Here is a 17,470-nt window from a genome sequence, read left to right on the forward strand (position 1 = left end):
CCTAGGCTTTCGTCGTGGACTTGGAACGCTTCGTCGGGGCGGCTCGCGCAGGCTTCTGGGCCGTCCCGCCGTCGGACGCCGGGCGCACTGTGGCCTCGTCCTGCAAGGTCGGTGCCGAAGACGCGCTCTGGCGCAGGGGGAACTTCAGACAGATGCGCGCGCCGGAAAGGGTCTGGGCATCGGCCAGTTGCAGCTCGCCGCCGTGGTCCTCGAGGATGCGGCGAACGATGGCCAGACCAAGGCCCGTACCCTTCTCGCGCGTGGTCACATAGGGCTCGATCAGCCGGTCGCGGTCCCTCTCGGGCAGGCCGGGGCCGTCATCCTCGATGATGTAGAACAGGTGATCGCCATCGAGGCTCATCTCGGCGTGAATGGCCAGCAGGGGACCGCCCGAGGCCGGACGCACGGCCGCAACGGCCTCGCCCGCGTTCTTGAGAATGTTGAGCAGCGCCTGGGCGACCATGCGCCCGTCGCAGACCATGCTCACGGCAGGCAGGTCGTCGCCCAGATGCACCGGAATGTCGGGGGCGGCGACACGCTGGGCGAAGACTGCCTCGCGCAGCAGTTCGGCCGCATTCTCGGGAGCAAAGCGCGGAGCGGGCATCCGGGCAAATGACGAGAACTCGTCCACCATCCGCCCGATGTCGTTGACCTGACGGATGATGGTGTCGGTGCAGCGGTCGAAGGTCTCGACGTCCTGTCCCACCTGATCGCGATACTTGCGGCGCAGGCGCTCGGCAGAGAGCTGGATGGGCGTAAGCGGGTTCTTGATCTCGTGGGCGATGCGCCGCGCCACGTCCTTCCACGCGGCGTTGCGCTGAGCCGCGATCAGGCGGGTAATGTCATCGAAGGTCAGCACCGTTTCGCCGCCCATGCCCGCATCAGCCCTGACCTGAAGGCGGCGCGTCTCGCCATCGCGCGTCAGGTCGATCTCGGTCTCTGCGGTCTCCTGAAGGTTCTGGATCAGAACATCGAACTCCGGCGCGATCCTTTCGACCGGCGCGCCGAGGGCCTCGCTCTCGTCCACGCCAAGAAAGTGCGCAGCCTGAGAGTTGATCGCCTTGACCCGCCCCTCTGTATCGAGGCCGATGACACCTGCGCTGACACCGGAAAGGACGGATTCCGTAAACTGACTTCGCGCACGGGCTTCCTCGCCGGCAGCGCGCAATGCTTCCTGCTGTTGCTGAAGATCGGTCGTCATCCGGTTGAAAGCACGAGACAAGACAGCAATTTCAGCGGGGTCTCGATCAGGATCCAGCCGCGCTGTCAGATCGCCGCTGGCCACCTTGTCGGCCGCCTGAACCAGGCGCGCGATCGGTGCGGTGATGGTGCCCGCCGCCGCCATCCCCAGCCACATGGCGCCGACCAGGACCAGCAGGGCCGTCTCCAGATAGCTGACCGCAAAGGCCGCCTGGATACGCGCACGGCTCTCTTCGGCCTCGCGATAGGCCTCGATGGCCTCAAGTCCGCTGGCGAGGCGTGCAATCATGCCGGGCTGGAGCGGCCTGATCCCGTAGAGATAGGCGTCGCCATAGGCCGGAAGGGGATAGAGCGCGCGCACCACATCCGGGTTCTCGGTCACCTGGACGGGCGCATCCTCGCCCTGGGCAGCGATGGCCAGGGCCTCTGCGGGCGGGGCCAGATAGGGCGGCGCGCCGGGAATCTCGCCGCTGGCCAGAACCTGACCCTCAGCATCCAGGATGTAGAGCGCCGGATAGCCAACATATTCTGCGATTCCCGCAAGATAGCCGTTGAACTCGATGCGGCGAGGAAAGGTCGCGCGCACCTCTCCGCTCAGCTCCTCGGCGATGGAGGACATGTCGGCCTCAAGTTGCAGACTGACATCGCGCACATAGATGCGGCCGATGTCGGCACCGTTCTCGACCGCCGCGCGCACATTGCGGCTGAACCACTCCTCGACGCCGCGATTGACCAGCACGCCGAACACCAGCGCCACCAGCACGGCAGGAACCACAGCGACAATGGAAAAGAGCGTGACGAAGCGCAGGTGCAGGCGCGAGGCCGGATCGTCGGTCTTGTGACGAACCAGATGCAGCACGCGAGTGCCCATGGCGAACACCAGAAGACCGATCAGGATCAGGTTGGCCAGCAGCACATAGAGCACGGCGCGGCTGGCGACATCCACGGCTCCGTCACCCGCCCCGGCACCGGGTGCCGCAGCCAGCAGCCAGATGGCCATCGCCACGACCGAAGCCGCCACGGCGTAAGCACCACCAAACAGCAGACGCTGGCGGCTCGGGTCGGCCCACCGCGATGGCAGAAGGCCTTGGAAACGCCGACGATCCTGCTGATCTGCCGTATCGGACATGATCCGGCTATGCCGCGACTGTGTTCAATTTTCAACAGTCATGTTGCGCTCAAGCGGCAATTTGTGTGCTCTCGCCCAGCCACAATCGCGTGAGCGCCGCCTCGATCTCGGCGGGGCTCTCCAGTCGGCAAAGCCGCGCCTTGGCCTCGCGCCTCACGCTTGCATCCCCTGGCCATGGAGCGTTGAGCACATACCAGCCCAGGTGCTTTCTGAACATTCGGATGCCGTGCTTTTCACCGTAAAAGCAGATGGATCGGGAGAGATGATCCATCACGATCTGAAAACGCCCCACCGCATCCGGGCCGCGCAGTGTGTGCACCCCTCCGGTCAGGTCGGCATTGAGGGTTGCGGCCAGCCAGGGCTGCCCATAGACGCCGCGCCCCAGCATCACGGCATCAGCACCGGATTGCGCCAGCGCCGCCCTCGCGCTTTCGGGGTCGGTGATGTCGCCGTTGACAATGAGAGGGATTCTGATGGCCGAGCGCACCGCGGCCACCGCGCTCCAGTCCGCCTGCCCGTTATAGAAGTCACATCGCGTGCGCCCGTGCACGCTGATGGCCATGGCCCCCAGCGCCTCGGCCCTCGCCGCCAGCTCAGGCGCATTCATGCTGGCACGATCCCAGCCAAGTCGCATCTTGACGGTGACAGGACAACGCACGGCGTCCGCGACAGAGCCGATGATGCGGGAGGAAAGCTCCAGATCGCGCATCAGGGCCGAACCCGACAGCACGCCCGTGACCTCCTTGGCCGGACAGCCGAAGTTGAGATCGATGATGTCCGCTCCCGCCGCTTCGGCCAGCCGCGCGCCCTCGGCCATGGCGGTCGGATCGCGCCCGACAAGCTGGATCACGGTAAGGGGCAGCCCCTCGCCCACGGCGGCGCGGCGCACCACATCGGGCCGGCCTCTGGCAAAGGCATCGCTGGCCACCATCTCGGTCGCGACATAGGGCGCGCCCAGCGCGCTGGCGATCTGGCGGAACGGAAGGTCCGTCACGCCGGTCATGGGCGCCATCAGCACCCGTCCGGGCACAGTGACATCGCCGATCTTCATCGCGGGTTCGAGTGTGGGCACGCTCATGATCCCCTAATGCACGACAAGGCGCCCTTGGGTCAAAATCCGCAACGACGCATTGTGAGCCCCCCGGGTTTGAGGCAATGAGCAGCCCATGAGGAACCCGTCATGAGCGCCTTTTGCGCCGTTCTGGTCGCGGCCGGTCAGGGCACCCGCTTCGGCATGTCCAAGCAGTTCGTCTCGCTGGCCGGAAAGCCCGTGCTGCGCTGGTCGGCGGAAGCGCTGCTGCGCGCAGGTGCCGCGCCGCTGCTGGTGGTGGTCGCGCCTGGACAGGAAGAGACCTGTCAGACCGCGCTGCAAGGGCTGGAGGGCTATCGCGTCGTTGCAGGTGGCCCGAGCCGCCACGACTCGGTGCGAAGCGGTCTGGCGGCGCTGGGGGCGGATGCGCCCGATCTCGTGCTCATTCACGATGCAGCCCGGCCCTTGCTAGATGCCCCGGTGATTGAGGCGGTGCTGGGGGCACTGGAGGCAGCGCCCGCGGCGCTGCCCGCCCTCCCCCTGACAGACACGATCAAACGCGCCGCCGATGGCCGGGTGATCGAGACCGTGCCCCGCGATCAGCTCTGGCGCGCCCAGACCCCGCAGGGCTTTCATCGTCACGCCCTGATGACTGCTCTCGCAGCATGGAGCGGCGATGATCCGAGCGACGAGGTGCGGGTGATGGAGGACGCGGGCCACGCGGTCGCTCTGGTTCCCGGCAGCGCGCGCCTGCTCAAGCTCACCCATCAGGAGGACCTGGCCATGGCCGAAGCCCTGGTTCCGCGCATAACCCTCACCGGCCAGGGCCTCGACGCCCATCGCTGGGGGCCGGGCGAGAGCGTCTGGCTGTGCGGGGTGGAGATCGACCACCACCAGAGCCTGATCGGGCATTCGGATGCCGATGCCGGCCTGCACGCCCTGACCGATGCCATACTGGGCGCTCTGGGCGATGGTGACATCGGCGACCACTTCCCGCCGACCGATCCCAGGTGGAAGGGCGCAGCGTCGGATCAATTCCTGGTCCATGCACTGGAGCGCCTGCGGGCACGCGGCGGCGCACTGGTCAATGTTGATGTCACCTTGGTATGCGAGCAGCCTCGCATAAAGCCGCACCGCGCCGCCATGCGCCAGCGTCTGAGCGAACTGCTTGGCCTCGACCTCGCGCGCGTCAGCGTCAAGGCGACCACCATGGAGGGCATGGGCTTCACGGGACGCGGCGAGGGCCTGTTCGCCCAGGCCATCGCGACGATCACCCTGCCCGCCTGACCTGAACCCTAGCGGCGCGTGTACTCGATGTTGCGGCGGATGGCGCCGACCAGATCGACATAGTCATCCGTCCAGGGCCGCACGTCGATATCGGCCACGGTCCGCCATGCGCCGGATTCCCTGAAGGGTTCGAGCCCCTCGGGCGTGGCCGAGATGATGACCACCTCCGATGAGGCCTCCTGCAACTCGCCCGTCTCGCTGCTACGAATGTAGATGCGGTGCAGGTCATGGGCGCCGAGCGCGCGCGCGGCGTTCACCGTCGGCACCGCCAGCTCGATATTGCGGTTGGACAGGTGCAACAGCACCACGCCATCCGGCTTCACCACGCGCAGATACTCGCGGATGGCCTCGACCGTCAGCAGGTGTGTCGGGATCGCGTCGGACGAGAAGGCATCGATGACCAGCAGGTCATGCAGGCCGTCGGGCTCGTTGCGCAAGGTCACGCGCGCGTCGCCGATCACCGTGTTGACCGGGCCGTCGGCACAGCCGGTGATGAAGCTGAAATAGTCCGGGTCGCGAGAGATACGGTCCACCATGGGATCGATCTCGTAGAAGGTCATGGTGTCGCCAAAGCGCTTGTAGGCCGCCATGGCCCCCGTGCCCTGACCGACGATGCCGAAGCTGATGCTTTCCGAGCGCTCGTACATCAGGCGCGCGGCCTCGCCCATCGGGGTCTGGGGCGCGTAGTAAAGCGTCGGCGCGCAGCGGAACTCCTCGGCCAGCGACTGGGCACCGTGCAGGGTCGTGCCGTGCATCATCATGTGCGACCAGCCCCCGATCTGGGCATCATAGAAGCGCGCCACCCGCACCACGCCAAAGAAGCTGCGCTCGGTGAACACATACTCCTGACGATCCATGGCGCGGTGCGCCGAGACCGAAATCATGGCCAGAGCGGCCAGGAACAGCAGCGCCCGCTCTCTCAGCATGAAGGCGGTGACAGCGGCCACCCCCAGCACGATGCGTGTAATGGTGTTGTAGGTGTCGGCTGTAAACATCGCCAGAACATCGGAATTATTGCGCATAAGCCACATCAGGACGGGCGGGATGAGCACCACCATCACCACCCCGCCCAGCAAGGCCCACTGGGCTGGCGTGAACCGGCCCCGCCCCCACGGCCTCACCAGCGCCGCCAGCACAAGCACCAGCGGATATTCCAGGACCACCTCGAACAGCGAGGGCGCCAGAAGAGCGGTAAAGGCCCCGCCGACCGCACCGCCGACGGACAGCCAAAGATAGAACTCGGTCAGCCGGTCCGCAGGTGGCCTGCGCGCGGCCAGATGCTGGTGGCACATCAGGGCGGTGAAGAAGAAGGTGGCGATGTGCATGGCGAAGATGACCAGCCACTCGCCCGTGCGGAACGGCATCAGGGCCGTCGTCGCCGCCGCCAGCGCCGCCTGGATCGTCAGGGTGAGCCAGTACGGAATGAGCGCGCGGCTCTGGAACGCGATGACAAAGGTCAGCAGATAGAGGGCCAGCGGCAGCACCCAAAGAAACGGCACCGAGGCGACATCGGTGGACAGGTGGGCCGTCACGCCCAGCATCAGGCTGGACGGAATGGCCGCCAGCGCGACCCAGATCAGACGCTCGCGCCACGCGATCGGCGCGCTTCGCTCCAGTAGCGGCGTGGGCGCTGCGGCCCGCTCCTTGCGCCACGTCACCACCAGCAGGGCCACGATCAGGGCGGCGAACAGCCCGTAGCCGATGCTCCAGCCGATACGCTGCTGGGTCAGGGTGGCGAGCGGCTCGACCAGCAGCGGATAGGAGATCAGGGCAAGGAAGCTGCCAAGATTGCTGGCCGCATAGAGCACATAGGGATTGGCACCATCTGCCTCCCCTGCCCGTGCGCGCGCAAACCAGGCCTGAACCAGCGGCGCGGTCGCCGACAGCACCGCGAAAGGCAGCCCCACAGACAGCAGCAGGATCGCCATCAGCCACAGGATCGGCTGGCTGGTGTCTGGATCGCCGATCAGTCCTGAAAGGCGCAGAGGCAGGAACAGGGCCGCCACGGCCAGCAGGGCGATGTGCACCATCATCTGCCCGCGCATGGAGCGGATACGCTGAAGCAGGTGCGCATAGGCATAGCCGACCAGCAGCGCGACCTGGAAGAACACCATCGAGGTGTTCCACACCGATGGCGACCCGCCCAGCAGCGGCACGGTCAGCTTGGTCACCATGGGCTGAACCACGAACACCAGAAGCGCACTGGTGAAGATGGTCACCGCGAACAGGGCAGACGCGAATCCGATCCGGCGCGGGTCGAGTTTCCTCAGATCGAAACCGCGCGCGCGCGGCGCCTCGTTCGCGTCCACCGTATCGGTCATGTCATCCCCTGTCGGCCCCGTTCGGCCCAAGCTCGCAAACAGCCTTATGCGGCTGTAGTGCCGACTTTGCCGCGCTCCCGCAATGGGCTAGGGATCGCCCATGAACGCATTCAATTCCGAAGACGTCTCGCGACTGGCCGCCAAGGTGACGGACAGGGCCAGGGCGCTTTCGCTGCGGATCGTCACCGTCGAGAGCTGCACCGGCGGTCTCGTGAGCGCCGCGCTCACGGACATTGCCGGCTCGTCAGACGTGCTCGAATGCGGACTTGTCACCTATTCCAACGAGGCAAAGACCGCTCTGGCCGGTGTTCCGTCCGGGTTGATCCACACCCATGGCGCCGTATCGAAGGCAGTGGCGCTCGCCATGGCCGAAGGCGCGCTGAGCCGCATCGAGAGAGCGGATCTGGCGGTGTCGATCACGGGCATTGCGGGACCGGGAGGTGCCACGCCGGGCAAGCCCGTGGGCCTCGTCCACTTTGCCTGCGCGCGCCGGGGCGAGGCCAGCGTGCATGAGCATCACGTCTTTGCCGGGCTGGACCGTGAGGGGGTGCGCCGCGCCTCGGTGGTGACGGCGCTCGGCCTGATGCTCAGGATGATGGAACGGGGCGACGGCACGGCGGGGCTGCCCTGATGGCCGAGATCACCATTGATGCGCGCGGGCATCGGTGCCCCGTGCCGACCCTGAGGTTGCGCCGTGCCATGCAGGAGGCTGAGCCCGGTGATATCCTGATCCTGCACGCTTCCGACCCGATGGCGCGGATCGACGTTCCTCATTTTCTCAGCGACCTGCCTGCCGATCTGGCCAGTGTCGAGACGGCCGAGAACGGCGACCTCAGCTTTCGCATCATATTGACCGGGCGCTTGCGGTGAGACAGCTCCAGCTCGGTGGCCAGGGCGCCGCCGAAGAACACCGCGTTCACATTCCACGACAGCCAGATCAGCATCACCACTATGGCACCGACCGAGCCGTAGGTGGCACCCAGCTCCACTACCTGCTCCACGTAGATCGCGCACAGCCATGATGCGACCAGTGACAGAAGCGTAGCAGTCACCGCCCCGGTGACGGCCGGCCCCCACGCCACGCGGCCTTCGTGGGACATGGCATAGCGATAAAGCCCGCAAAGCCCCAGCGTCAGCCCTCCCGCAGCCCACAGCCATTCGGTCAGGCTGGCGATACCATCGACGCCGTTGGTCGGCATGGACCGCTCCAGCACGCGCGAGACCACCACCATGCCCGAAATCACCGTGAACAGCAGAAACGCCACCACGGCCACGATCAGGGCCAGCAGGTTGAACTTCAGAAAGCTGTGAGAGCCCTCGTCCTCGCCATGGATGAGATTCAGACCGGCCAGCAGCGCCTTGAAGCCGCGATGGGCGGCATAGGCACCGATGACCAGCGCGACGGCGCTCTGGGCAGAAACGGTGCGCGCCGAGGCTTCGGACAGCCGCCGCACCTCGTTCTCGAAGATGTCGCGCGCCATCACCGGCACCAGATCGGCCAGCGCTGCGGCCTGCTCGGTGATCTGGCCCGTGCTCAGCACCACCTTGAGCGCCCCGATCAGCAGGGCGATAGCGGGAAAGATCGCCAGCAGGGCAAAGAACGACACCCCGCCGGTGTAGAGCATCACATCACGCCCCCATACGCGCCGGAACGAGCGCCCCATCAGGCGCAGGAAGCGGATCATGTAGGGCAGAGCCTGCCGCAGACGTGATTTCACAAGGCACTCCGTCGGATCGGACACCCCAAGGCGTCTTTCCCCAGTCGATCTGTGGGCTTTGCCTACGCGGACGTTGGCGACTCTGGCAACAGTGTTTATGGTCCGCTCGGCTCCGGTTCGGGGCTGATCTGGGGGCGCGCAGGCCGAGCGCGTAAAGGTTGTCAGCGTGGTTTCCATCGCCCGCGTTCTTCTGATTGCGTCTTCTGACGAGGCGGCAGGACCGCTTTCGTCGGGCCTCGACGCGCTGGGCTGGCGCACGCTCACGGCCTACAGCGTCGATGCCGCCATTGCCGCCCTGTCGGACATGAACATCGAGGCGGTCGTGCTCGATCTTTCCGACGCATCGCTGATCGAGGCCACCGACGCCGTGCGTGAAGCAGCGGGCGCGCGCAGGCTCGCCATGGTGGGCTTCAACGCCGGCGAGGGCGCTGCGGCGGGCATTCATGTTCTGGACCTGTGCATGGCAGGCATGCCCCATCCGGCCCAGCTGGCCCTGCGTCTCGAGCAGCTTGTGCGTGCCGCCGTCACCGAGGAAGAACTGCTGGTGCGAAGGGCCACCTTTGCCGAGCATGGTGCCAGCCTGGCCGATCCCCACAGCGACACCGCGCCCATCCGGGTGCTGGCCGTGGGCGCGGCGGACCGGCGCTTTCTGGCCCTGTCCAATGCGCTGAACGATCTGGGTGCCGTGACGGTGGCGGCCCTGACCCCTTACACCGCATTCGACTATCTGCACGAAAGCGCCTTCGACGCCGTGGTCCTGTGGGGCGCCAGCGACCACACACAGGCCCTGTCCATCGCGACGGGCATGAAGCGCAACACGCGCCTCTATCACATTCCCTCGGTGCTTTATCTGAGGCGTCCCGAAGACCTCAATCTGTCGGAAATCTACAACCGCGGCATCAGCGACGTGGCCACGGTCGAGACGTCAGAGGCCGAGACCGCCGCGCGGATCATGACCCTGGCACGCAGCTATCGACGCCAGCAGGCGACGCGGCGCGCCCTCGATCAGGCGCGCGGTTCGGGCCTGATGGACAAGACAACGGGGCTTTTCACCCTGCCGCTCTTCGCCGCCCATCTCTCCAGCCTGACACGCAGTGCGCGCGAGCGGGGGCGCACCTTGTCGGTCGCCGTGCTCAAGGTCAGCGACAGCCCCGAGGTGGCCAGCGCCCGCAGGGGCGGCTGGCTGGGCCGTGCCATGCCCCAGATCGGTGCCATGATCTCGCGCCTGGTCCGCAGCGAGGACACGGCCGCACGTCTGTCCGAGGAAGTGTTCGCCCTCGCCCTGCCCGCCACGCGCGAGGGCGCCGCGCGCCTTGCTGCCGAGCGCATCGCTGCGGTCATCGGCTGCACGGCCTTCGATGCAGGCGAGGACAAGCCCCCGTTCGTGGTCGAGCTGGTGACGGGCGTCGCTGAGATCCGCCCCGGCGAAAGCGCCAGCGAGCTTCTGGAGCGCGCCGCTGCAACGCTCGCCGCCCCCACAGCCGCCGCCGAAGCCTAGCAGGCCCGTTCACGCGGCGCTGCCCTTGCGCGCCACGCCCGCGAGGGCGGTCATGATGCGCTCTGCCGCCTGAAGCCGGTCGGCGCTGCCGGGCCAGTCGCCCATGACGACGACCTTCTGATCGGGCCTGATCTTCCAGGCGGCAGGCGCACGCTGGATCAGGCCCACCAGACCTGCAGGGTTGGCAAAGCGATCCTCGCGGAACGCCACGACCGCGCCCTTGGGCCCCACATCAATGCGCGCCACATTGGCCTCCCGGCACAGGGCCTTGACGCCCAGGATGCGGATGAGCTGCTGCACCTCGTCCGGCAGGGGGCCGAAACGGTCGATCAGCTCTGCGGCCAAGCCCTCGCGATCGGTCGCCGCTTCCGCTTCCGATAGCCTGCGATAGAGCGACATTCGGACGTTGAGGTCGGGCACATAGGCCTCGGGGATCAGCACCGAGGCCCCGACATTGATCTGGGGCGACCAGCCGCGGTCCACGACGTCATCACCCTGCTCGCGCAAGGAATTGACCGCATCCTCCAGCATCTGCTGATACAGCTCGACGCCAACCTCGCGGATGTGCCCGGACTGCTCGTCGCCCAGCAGATTGCCCCCGCCGCGAATGTCCAGATCGTGACTGGCCAGCTGGAACCCCGCGCCCAGACTGTCGAGCGATTGCAGGACCTGCAAGCGCCGCTCGGATGACAGGCTCATGCTCCGGTCGTTCGGCGTGGTCAGATAGGCAAAGGCCCGCACCTTGGAGCGCCCGACCCGTCCGCGGATCTGATAGAGCTGGGCGAGGCCGAACATATCGGCGCGGTGCACGATCAGGGTGTTGGCGGCCGGGATGTCGAGGCCGGACTCCACGATGGTGGTCGAGACCAGCACGTCATACTGCCCCTCGTAGAAGGCGGTCATGACCTCCTCGAGGCGGGTGGGTGCCATCTGGCCGTGGCCGACGACGAACTTCACCTCGGGCACCTGCTCGCGCATGAACTTCTCGATGTCCGGCAGGTCCGAGATGCGCGGCACGACGAAATAGGTCTGCCCGCCCCGGAACTTCTCGCGCAGCAGCGCCTCGCGCACCAGCACCGGATCCCACGGCGTGACATAGGTGCGCACGGCCATGCGGTCGACCGGCGGCGTGGCAATCAGCGACATCTCGCGCAGGCCCGACAGGGCCATCTGCAAGGTGCGTGGAATGGGCGTGGCCGTCAGGGTCAGCATATGGACGTCCGCACGCAGGGCCTTGAGGCGCTCCTTGTGCTTGACACCGAAGTGCTGCTCCTCGTCGACGATGACCATGCCCAGATCGGCAAAGCCGACCTGCTCGGACAGGACTGCGTGGGTGCCGACCACGATCTCGATGCTGCCGTCCTTGAGGCCTGCGCGGGTTTCTGCGGCATCCTTCGCGCTGACCAGGCGGGAGAGGTGGCGCACCTTGACGGGCCAGCCCCGGAAGCGCTCCTCGAAGGTGCGGAAATGCTGACGCGCCAGCAAGGTTGTCGGGCAGACGACCGCGACCTGCTTGCCGGACATGGCCACCACAAAGGCGGCACGCAGGGCCACCTCAGTCTTGCCGAAACCCACGTCGCCACAGATCAGGCGATCCATGGGCACGCCGCGCGTCAGGTCCTCAAGGACATCGGAAATCGCGTTGAGCTGATCGTCGGTCTCGTCGTAAGGGAAGCGCGCGCAGAACTCGTCGAACACGCCAGAGGGCGGGTCGATGACCTCGCTGCGGCGCAGGGCACGTTTGGCGGCCAGAGCGATCAGCCCCTCGGCCATCTCGCGCAGCCGCTCCTTGGCGCGAGCCTTGCGCGACTGCCATGCAGCGCCGCCGAGCCGATCGAGCTGGGTCTCGTCCTCCGAGCCTCCATAGCGCGTGAGAAGGTCGATGTTCTCGACTGGCAGATAGAGCTTCGCCCCGCCGTGATAGGCCAGCTCGAGACAGTCGTGGGGCGCATCCTGCACAGACAGGGTTTTCAGCCCGTCATAGCGGCCGATGCCATGCTCAAGGTGCACCACCAGATCGCCGGTGGTAAGCGATGAGGCCTCGGCGATGAAGTTGGTGGCCCGCTTGCGCCGGGTGGGCCTCGCCAGTCGCTCGCCGAGGATGTCGGTCTCGGAGATGACCGCCAGATCGTCGGTGACAAAGCCCTGATCGAGGGGAAGAACGCCGCGCAGGAACAGGCCGGGATTGGCCGCATCAAGGTCCGCGCCATCCCTGACCTGGACCACGGGAGACAGGCCATGATCGGTGAGCATGAGGCCCAGCCGCTCTGACGCCCCTTCAGAGAATGACGCGAACAGAACCTTGCGCCCGGCCTCCTGATGGCCCTTCGCGTGGGCGGCCACGGCCTCGAACAGGTTCACGCTGTCCTGGGCGCGCTCACCGGCAAAGCTGTAGCCAATCCGCCCGCCTGCATCCTCACCCTCGCCCGAGGGCGCAAAAGGCGAAAGCTGGTGGACCTGATGGGCGATCAGGGCTTCATGCCAGCGGGCGTCATCGAGATAGAGCGCATCCGGTTCCAGAACCCGGTGGCCTGTGCTGCCCTTGACCGGGCTCGCCTCCTTGCGCGCCTGATAGGCATCGAGAATGAGGGCATGGCGCTCCTTGCGCGCCTGCTCGCCCTGATGGTCGATATAGATGCTACTGCCCTCGGGCAGATAGTCGAACAGGGTTTCGGTGGCGGGATAGAACAGAGGCAGCCAGTGCTCCATACCCTGACGGCGCGCGCCCTCGCTGACCGTGACATAGAGCGGATCGTCTCCCGCAGCGCCGAACCTGGCCAGATAGCCGCGGCGAAAGTTCGAGATGGTCTCGGCACTCAGCAGCACTTCAGAGCTGGGCAGGAAGCTCACGCCATCCTGCGATCCTGTCGATCGCTGGGTGGCCGGATCGAAGGTGCGAACGCTCTCCAGCGTATCGCCGAACAGGTCGAGCCGCACGGGCTGCTCGCTGGAGGGCGGAAAGACATCGATCACCCCGCCACGGCGCGCATATTCGCCGCGATCAGAGACGGTCGAGGCACGCACATAGCCATTGGCACTGACGTAGGCCTCCAGACGGGCAAGATCGAGATCTTCGCCGACCTTGATGGAGAAGCCTGCGCCGCGCGCCACCTCGCGAGGCAAGGTCACCTGCTGCGCGCCCGCCACAGTGGTGACCACGATCAGGGGATGGCTCTGCTCTTTCAGCAGGCGGGCCAGGGTTGCCACGCGCGCGGCCAGAATGCCTGCGGTGGGGCTGAGCCGGTCATAGGGCTGCACGTCCCAGGCCGGAAAGGACAGACACTCCACATCCGGCGCAAAAAAGGCCAGGGCGCGGCTGAGCGCCTCGGCGCGGGCGAAGTTGCGTGTGACGATCAGGCTGATGCCGCCGCGTGCACGCGCACGCCGCGCGATCAGAAGCGCGTCCAGTCCCTCAGGCGCACCCGCGATCAGGGGATAGGAGGTCGCCGCATCACTGCCCGCGCTTGTGGCGCGCATCACATCACTCATCGCCGATCACACCGCCGCCTTCGCGCACGAACTGCTGGATGCGGGTCATGATGGGGCTCAGATAGGCTTCGGGCACCGGCTCGCGACCGATCACCCAGGCGTAGAGTTCCTGATCGGGCGCATCCAGCAGGTGTTCCAGCACATCAAGCTCCTCATCGCTCATGGCGCGGGCGTGCTGGTCCGTGAACGGCCCGAAGATCATGTCCGCCTCGCGAAACCCACGTCTCCAGGCCCGAAACCTGAGGCGTTTCAGACGCGCATCGTCATCGGCCACGGTGATTCCCCGCTCCGCTAGGGGGTTGAAATGAGCGCCTCACATAGTCCCTCGATGCGCCCAAGGCCAGCGACTCCATGGCCGTTCAAACCCGCAGGAAGGCCCGCCGATCCCGCCGCGCGCACCGATTTTCCGATCCGGGCCAACAGATATAGCCACAGCCGCCCGCCCAGGGTGTAGCCTCGAGCCATGCGCCCGGAGATTCTGTTTCCCCTGTTCGCGGAGATTTCGACGCTGAAGGGCGTGGGGCCCAGGCTTGCGCCTGCGCTCGCTCACATCGCCGGTCCGGTCGTGCGTGATCTTGCGTTCCTGCTTCCGACCGGCCTAATCGAGCGCCGCCACGCCAGGGCCGGAGATATTGCCGACGGCGAGCAGGTGATCGTCGAGGTGCGCATCGACCAGCACCTCCCGCCGCCCAAGATCGGCATACCGTGGAAGGTGCGCGCCAGCGATGACACGGGCTTCGTGCATCTGGTCTGGTTCAAGGGCGGGGGAAGTCACCTCGAGCGCCTCGCCCCACCCGGTCAGGTGCGGATCGTGGCAGGCAGGGCCGAGCGCTTCAACAATCAGGTCCAGATCGCCCACCCCGACTATATTCTTGCACCCGCCCGCGCCGATGAGATTGTGCGCATTGAACCCGTCTATCCGGCCGGTCAGGGACTGTCGGCGCGCGTGGTGCGGCGCTTCGTTCACGAGGCCCTGTCACGGGTTCCCGATCTGCCCGAATGGCAAGACCCGCTCTGGCTGGAACGGCAGGGCTGGCCCGGCTGGAAAGCTGCGCTGAGCGAGGCGCACAACCCCGCTGGCAGCAGCAGTCTCGATCCGCGCAGCCCGCCGCGCGCACGACTGGCCTATGACGAGCTTCTCGCTCACCAGCTTGCCTTGCAGGCCCGCCGCTCCGAGCGCGTGGCCCAAAGTGCGCCGGTCATCACGCCCTCGGATACGGCTGCGCGGCTTGAAGCGAATCTGCCCTTCACCCTGACGCGGGCCCAGATCGACGCCATCGCCGAAATCCGCGCCGACCTGATGAGCGGTCAGCGCATGGGACGACTGCTGCAAGGCGATGTGGGCAGCGGCAAGACGATCGTGGCCGCCGTCCTCATGGCCGATGCCGGCGAGAGCGGCTTTCAGGCGGCCTTGATGGCTCCCACCGAGATTCTCGCGCGCCAGCACGCCGAGCGGCTTCTGCCCCTGCTGGAACAGGTCGGCGTGCCGGGACTGCTGCTGACCGGACGCGACACCCCGGCACGGCGGCGGGAGAGCCAGCGACGCATTCATGCCGGTGAGGTTCAGGTGGTGATCGGCACCCATGCGCTCTTTCAAGATGACGTTAGCTTTTCAAGCCTCGGGCTTGTCATCATTGATGAACAGCATCGTTTTGGCGTCAGCGAGCGTCAGCGCCTGCTGGCCAAGGGTGAGGGTGTGCACCTGCTGTCCATGTCGGCGACTCCCATCCCGCGCACCTTGGAGCTGACCCAGTTCGGTGACATGGAGGTGTCGCGCCTGACAGAGAAACCGCCGGGTCGCCAGCGTATCGCCACCGCAGCCCTGCCGCTGGAGCGGATCGGGGAGCTGACCGAACGGCTGAAGTCGGCTGCAGCCTCCGGGGCGCAGGCCTACTGGATATGCCCGCTCATCGACGAGTCCGAGACTACGGATGTCGCAGCCGCCGTGGCGCGCGCGGATCATCTTCGGCAGGTCAGCGGCCTGCGCGTGGGCCTCGCCCATGGTCGCATGGCCGGTCCCGATCGCGACAGCGTGATGCAGAGTTTTGCCGATGGCCGCCTCGATGTGCTGGTGGCGACCACCATTGTCGAGGTGGGTGTGGATGTGCCGCGCGCCACCATCATGGTGATCGAGCACGCCGAGCGCTTCGGCCTCGCCCAGCTTCACCAGCTTCGCGGGCGCGTCGGGCGCGGATCTGACCGCAGCGCCTGCATCCTGCTCTACGGACAGCTCAGCGACGTGGCCAGACAGCGGCTCGACATCCTGCGCCAGAGCGACGACGGCTTTCACATCGCTGAGGAAGACTTTCGCCTGCGCGGCGGAGGCGACCCGCTGGGCCTGCGCCAGAGCGGCTTCCCCGCCTACAGATTCGCCGACCCCATGGTGCACCGCGATCTGATGCTGGCAGCCAGCGACGACGCACGCCTCATCAGCCAGATGGGCGAGCGGCTGCCCGCCGAACGCCGTCGCGCCCTGGCCAATCTCTCGGCCCTGTTCGACTGGCGCCCCGAGCGTTCCGACACGGACTGAAGCAAAGCGCGAACCAGCGGGTAGCGTTTCGCAACGATGCCGCTAGTGTAGCCCTTCGCGCTCATTCAGACGGTGCCCACCATGGCTGATCTCGAAACCTTCCGACAGGAAACCCGGCTCTGGCTGGAGCAGAACTGCCCGCCCGAGATGCGCACGCCCGTGCTCTCAGAGGAAGACTACTGCTGGGGCGGTCGCAAGTGGCAGTTCCGCTCGCCCGGCGAGAAGCTGTGGCTGGAGCGCATGGCCGCGCGCGGCTGGACGGCGCCCGAGTGGCCCCGCGAATATGGCGGCGGCGGCCTCAGCCGCGAGGAAGCCAAGGTTCTGGCCAGCGAGATGCGCCGCATCAAGGCCCGCCCTCCTCTTGCCAGCTTCGGCATCTGGATGCTTGGCCCTGCCCTGCTGGCCTTTGGCACCGAGGAGCAGAAACGCCGCTTCCTGCCGCCGATCGTGCGCGGCGAGATTCGCTGGTGTCAGGGCTATTCCGAGCCGGGCGCAGGCTCGGACCTCGCCGGCCTCAAGACCCGTGCGGAGGATCGCGGCGATCACTGGATCGTCAATGGCCAGAAGGTCTGGACGTCCTACGCCGACAAGGCCGACTGGATTTTCTGTCTGGTGCGCACCGATCCCGAGGCCCCCAAGCACCTGGGCATCTCTTTCGTGCTGTTCGACATGGAGACGCCCGGCGTCTCCACCCGCCCGATCACGCTGATCTCGGGCAAGTCCCCCTTCTGCGAGACCTTCTTCGATGATGTGCGCGTCGAAAAAGAGAACCTGATCGGCGAGTTGAACCGGGGCTGGGACGTGGCGAAATATCTGCTGGCCCACGAGCGCACCATGATCGGGGCCATGGGCGAGGGCCTCGATTTCCGCCCACTGGGTCAGGTCTGTGCCGACAGTCTGGGAGCGGATGCGCAAGGCCGCCTCGACGACCCGATCCTGCGCGCGCGCATCGCCGAGTTCGATGTCGACGCCGCCGCATTCCGTCTGGCCATGGAGCGCACGGGCGACATGGCTCGGGCCGGTCAGGCGCACCCTGCCCTGTCATCCATGCTGAAATATTACGGCTCCGAGCTGAACAAGCGCCGCCACGAGATTCTGATGGCCGCTGGCGGCTCTGACGCGCTGGAGTGGTCAGGCGAGCGCTCAAACGATGGCCGCCGGGCCAAGGCCTGGCTGCGCACCAAGGCCAACTCCATCGAGGGCGGCACCTCGGAAATCCAGCTCAACATCATCGCCAAGCACCTGCTGCGACTGCCCGGAGCCTGATC

General features: G+C 66.6%; 12 protein-coding genes. 6 read left to right on the forward strand and 6 right to left on the reverse strand.

Annotation, left to right across the window (positions count from 1 at the left end):
• Position 1 precedes the first annotated feature (1 nt).
• Positions 2-2,329 carry an ATP-binding protein gene (locus ACK4E3_RS01190; RefSeq protein WP_409695144.1) on the reverse strand — a complete coding sequence of 776 codons (2,328 nt, stop codon included), beginning with the start codon at positions 2,327-2,329 and terminating at the stop codon, positions 2-4.
• Positions 2,330-2,378: 49 nt separating this feature from the next.
• Positions 2,379-3,407, reverse strand: coding sequence for a tRNA dihydrouridine synthase DusB (gene dusB, locus ACK4E3_RS01195; protein WP_409695147.1), 1,029 nt, complete (start codon positions 3,405-3,407; stop codon positions 2,379-2,381).
• 102 nt (positions 3,408-3,509) lie between these two features.
• On the opposite strand from dusB, the gene ACK4E3_RS01200 reads away from it, so the two are divergent.
• Positions 3,510-4,646 (forward strand): bifunctional 2-C-methyl-D-erythritol 4-phosphate cytidylyltransferase/2-C-methyl-D-erythritol 2,4-cyclodiphosphate synthase, encoded by a 1,137-nt coding sequence (locus ACK4E3_RS01200; RefSeq protein ID WP_409695150.1) that lies wholly within the window; start codon positions 3,510-3,512, stop codon positions 4,644-4,646.
• Between the two features lie 8 nt (positions 4,647-4,654).
• On the opposite strand, the gene ACK4E3_RS01205 is transcribed toward ACK4E3_RS01200, so the two are convergent.
• Positions 4,655-6,967 (reverse strand): fused MFS/spermidine synthase, encoded by a 2,313-nt coding sequence (locus ACK4E3_RS01205; protein WP_409695153.1) that lies wholly within the window; start codon positions 6,965-6,967, stop codon positions 4,655-4,657.
• A gap of 100 nt (positions 6,968-7,067) precedes the next feature.
• On the opposite strand from ACK4E3_RS01205, the gene ACK4E3_RS01210 reads away from it, so the two are divergent.
• Positions 7,068-7,598, forward strand: coding sequence for a CinA family protein (locus ACK4E3_RS01210; protein WP_409695156.1), 531 nt, complete (start codon positions 7,068-7,070; stop codon positions 7,596-7,598).
• Complete coding sequence (locus ACK4E3_RS01215; RefSeq protein WP_409695159.1) at positions 7,598-7,837, forward strand: sulfurtransferase TusA family protein; 240 nt, start codon at positions 7,598-7,600, stop codon at positions 7,835-7,837. The genes ACK4E3_RS01210 and ACK4E3_RS01215 overlap by 1 nt, the downstream gene beginning before the upstream one ends.
• Here the strand turns inward: ACK4E3_RS01215 and ACK4E3_RS01220 are convergent.
• Positions 7,738-8,685: a YihY/virulence factor BrkB family protein gene (locus tag ACK4E3_RS01220; protein ID WP_409695161.1), complete on the reverse strand. Its 948-nt coding sequence runs from the start codon at positions 8,683-8,685 to the stop codon at positions 7,738-7,740. The two genes, ACK4E3_RS01215 and ACK4E3_RS01220, sit on opposite strands and share 100 nt — an antisense overlap.
• Before the next feature lie 166 nt (positions 8,686-8,851).
• Between ACK4E3_RS01220 and ACK4E3_RS01225 the strand changes: the two genes are divergently transcribed.
• A complete protein-coding gene (locus tag ACK4E3_RS01225; RefSeq protein WP_409695164.1) occupies positions 8,852-10,183 on the forward strand; it encodes a diguanylate cyclase domain-containing protein in 1,332 nt (443 codons plus the stop codon).
• 9 nt (positions 10,184-10,192) lie between these two features.
• Here ACK4E3_RS01225 and mfd read toward each other — a convergent pair whose 3' ends face one another.
• Both mfd and ACK4E3_RS01235 read right to left on the reverse strand, forming a co-directional pair.
• A complete protein-coding gene (mfd, locus tag ACK4E3_RS01230) occupies positions 10,193-13,660 on the reverse strand; it encodes a transcription-repair coupling factor (RefSeq protein ID WP_409695167.1) in 3,468 nt (1,155 codons plus the stop codon).
• Between the two features lie 4 nt (positions 13,661-13,664).
• Positions 13,665-13,946, reverse strand: coding sequence for a succinate dehydrogenase assembly factor 2 (locus ACK4E3_RS01235; protein WP_409695170.1), 282 nt, complete (start codon positions 13,944-13,946; stop codon positions 13,665-13,667).
• Positions 13,947-14,135: 189 nt separating this feature from the next.
• On the opposite strand from ACK4E3_RS01235, the gene recG reads away from it, so the two are divergent.
• On the forward strand, positions 14,136-16,202 hold the full coding sequence (gene recG / locus ACK4E3_RS01240; RefSeq protein ID WP_409695173.1) for an ATP-dependent DNA helicase RecG: 2,067 nt from the start codon (positions 14,136-14,138) through the stop codon (positions 16,200-16,202).
• An 81-nt stretch (positions 16,203-16,283) separates the two neighbouring features.
• Positions 16,284-17,468 carry an acyl-CoA dehydrogenase family protein gene (locus ACK4E3_RS01245; RefSeq protein WP_409695176.1) on the forward strand — a complete coding sequence of 395 codons (1,185 nt, stop codon included), beginning with the start codon at positions 16,284-16,286 and terminating at the stop codon, positions 17,466-17,468.
• The last annotated feature ends 2 nt before the right edge of the window (positions 17,469-17,470 follow it).

The organism is Brevundimonas sp. (assembly GCF_046299595.1).
Lineage (GTDB): Bacteria > Pseudomonadota > Alphaproteobacteria > Caulobacterales > Caulobacteraceae > Brevundimonas.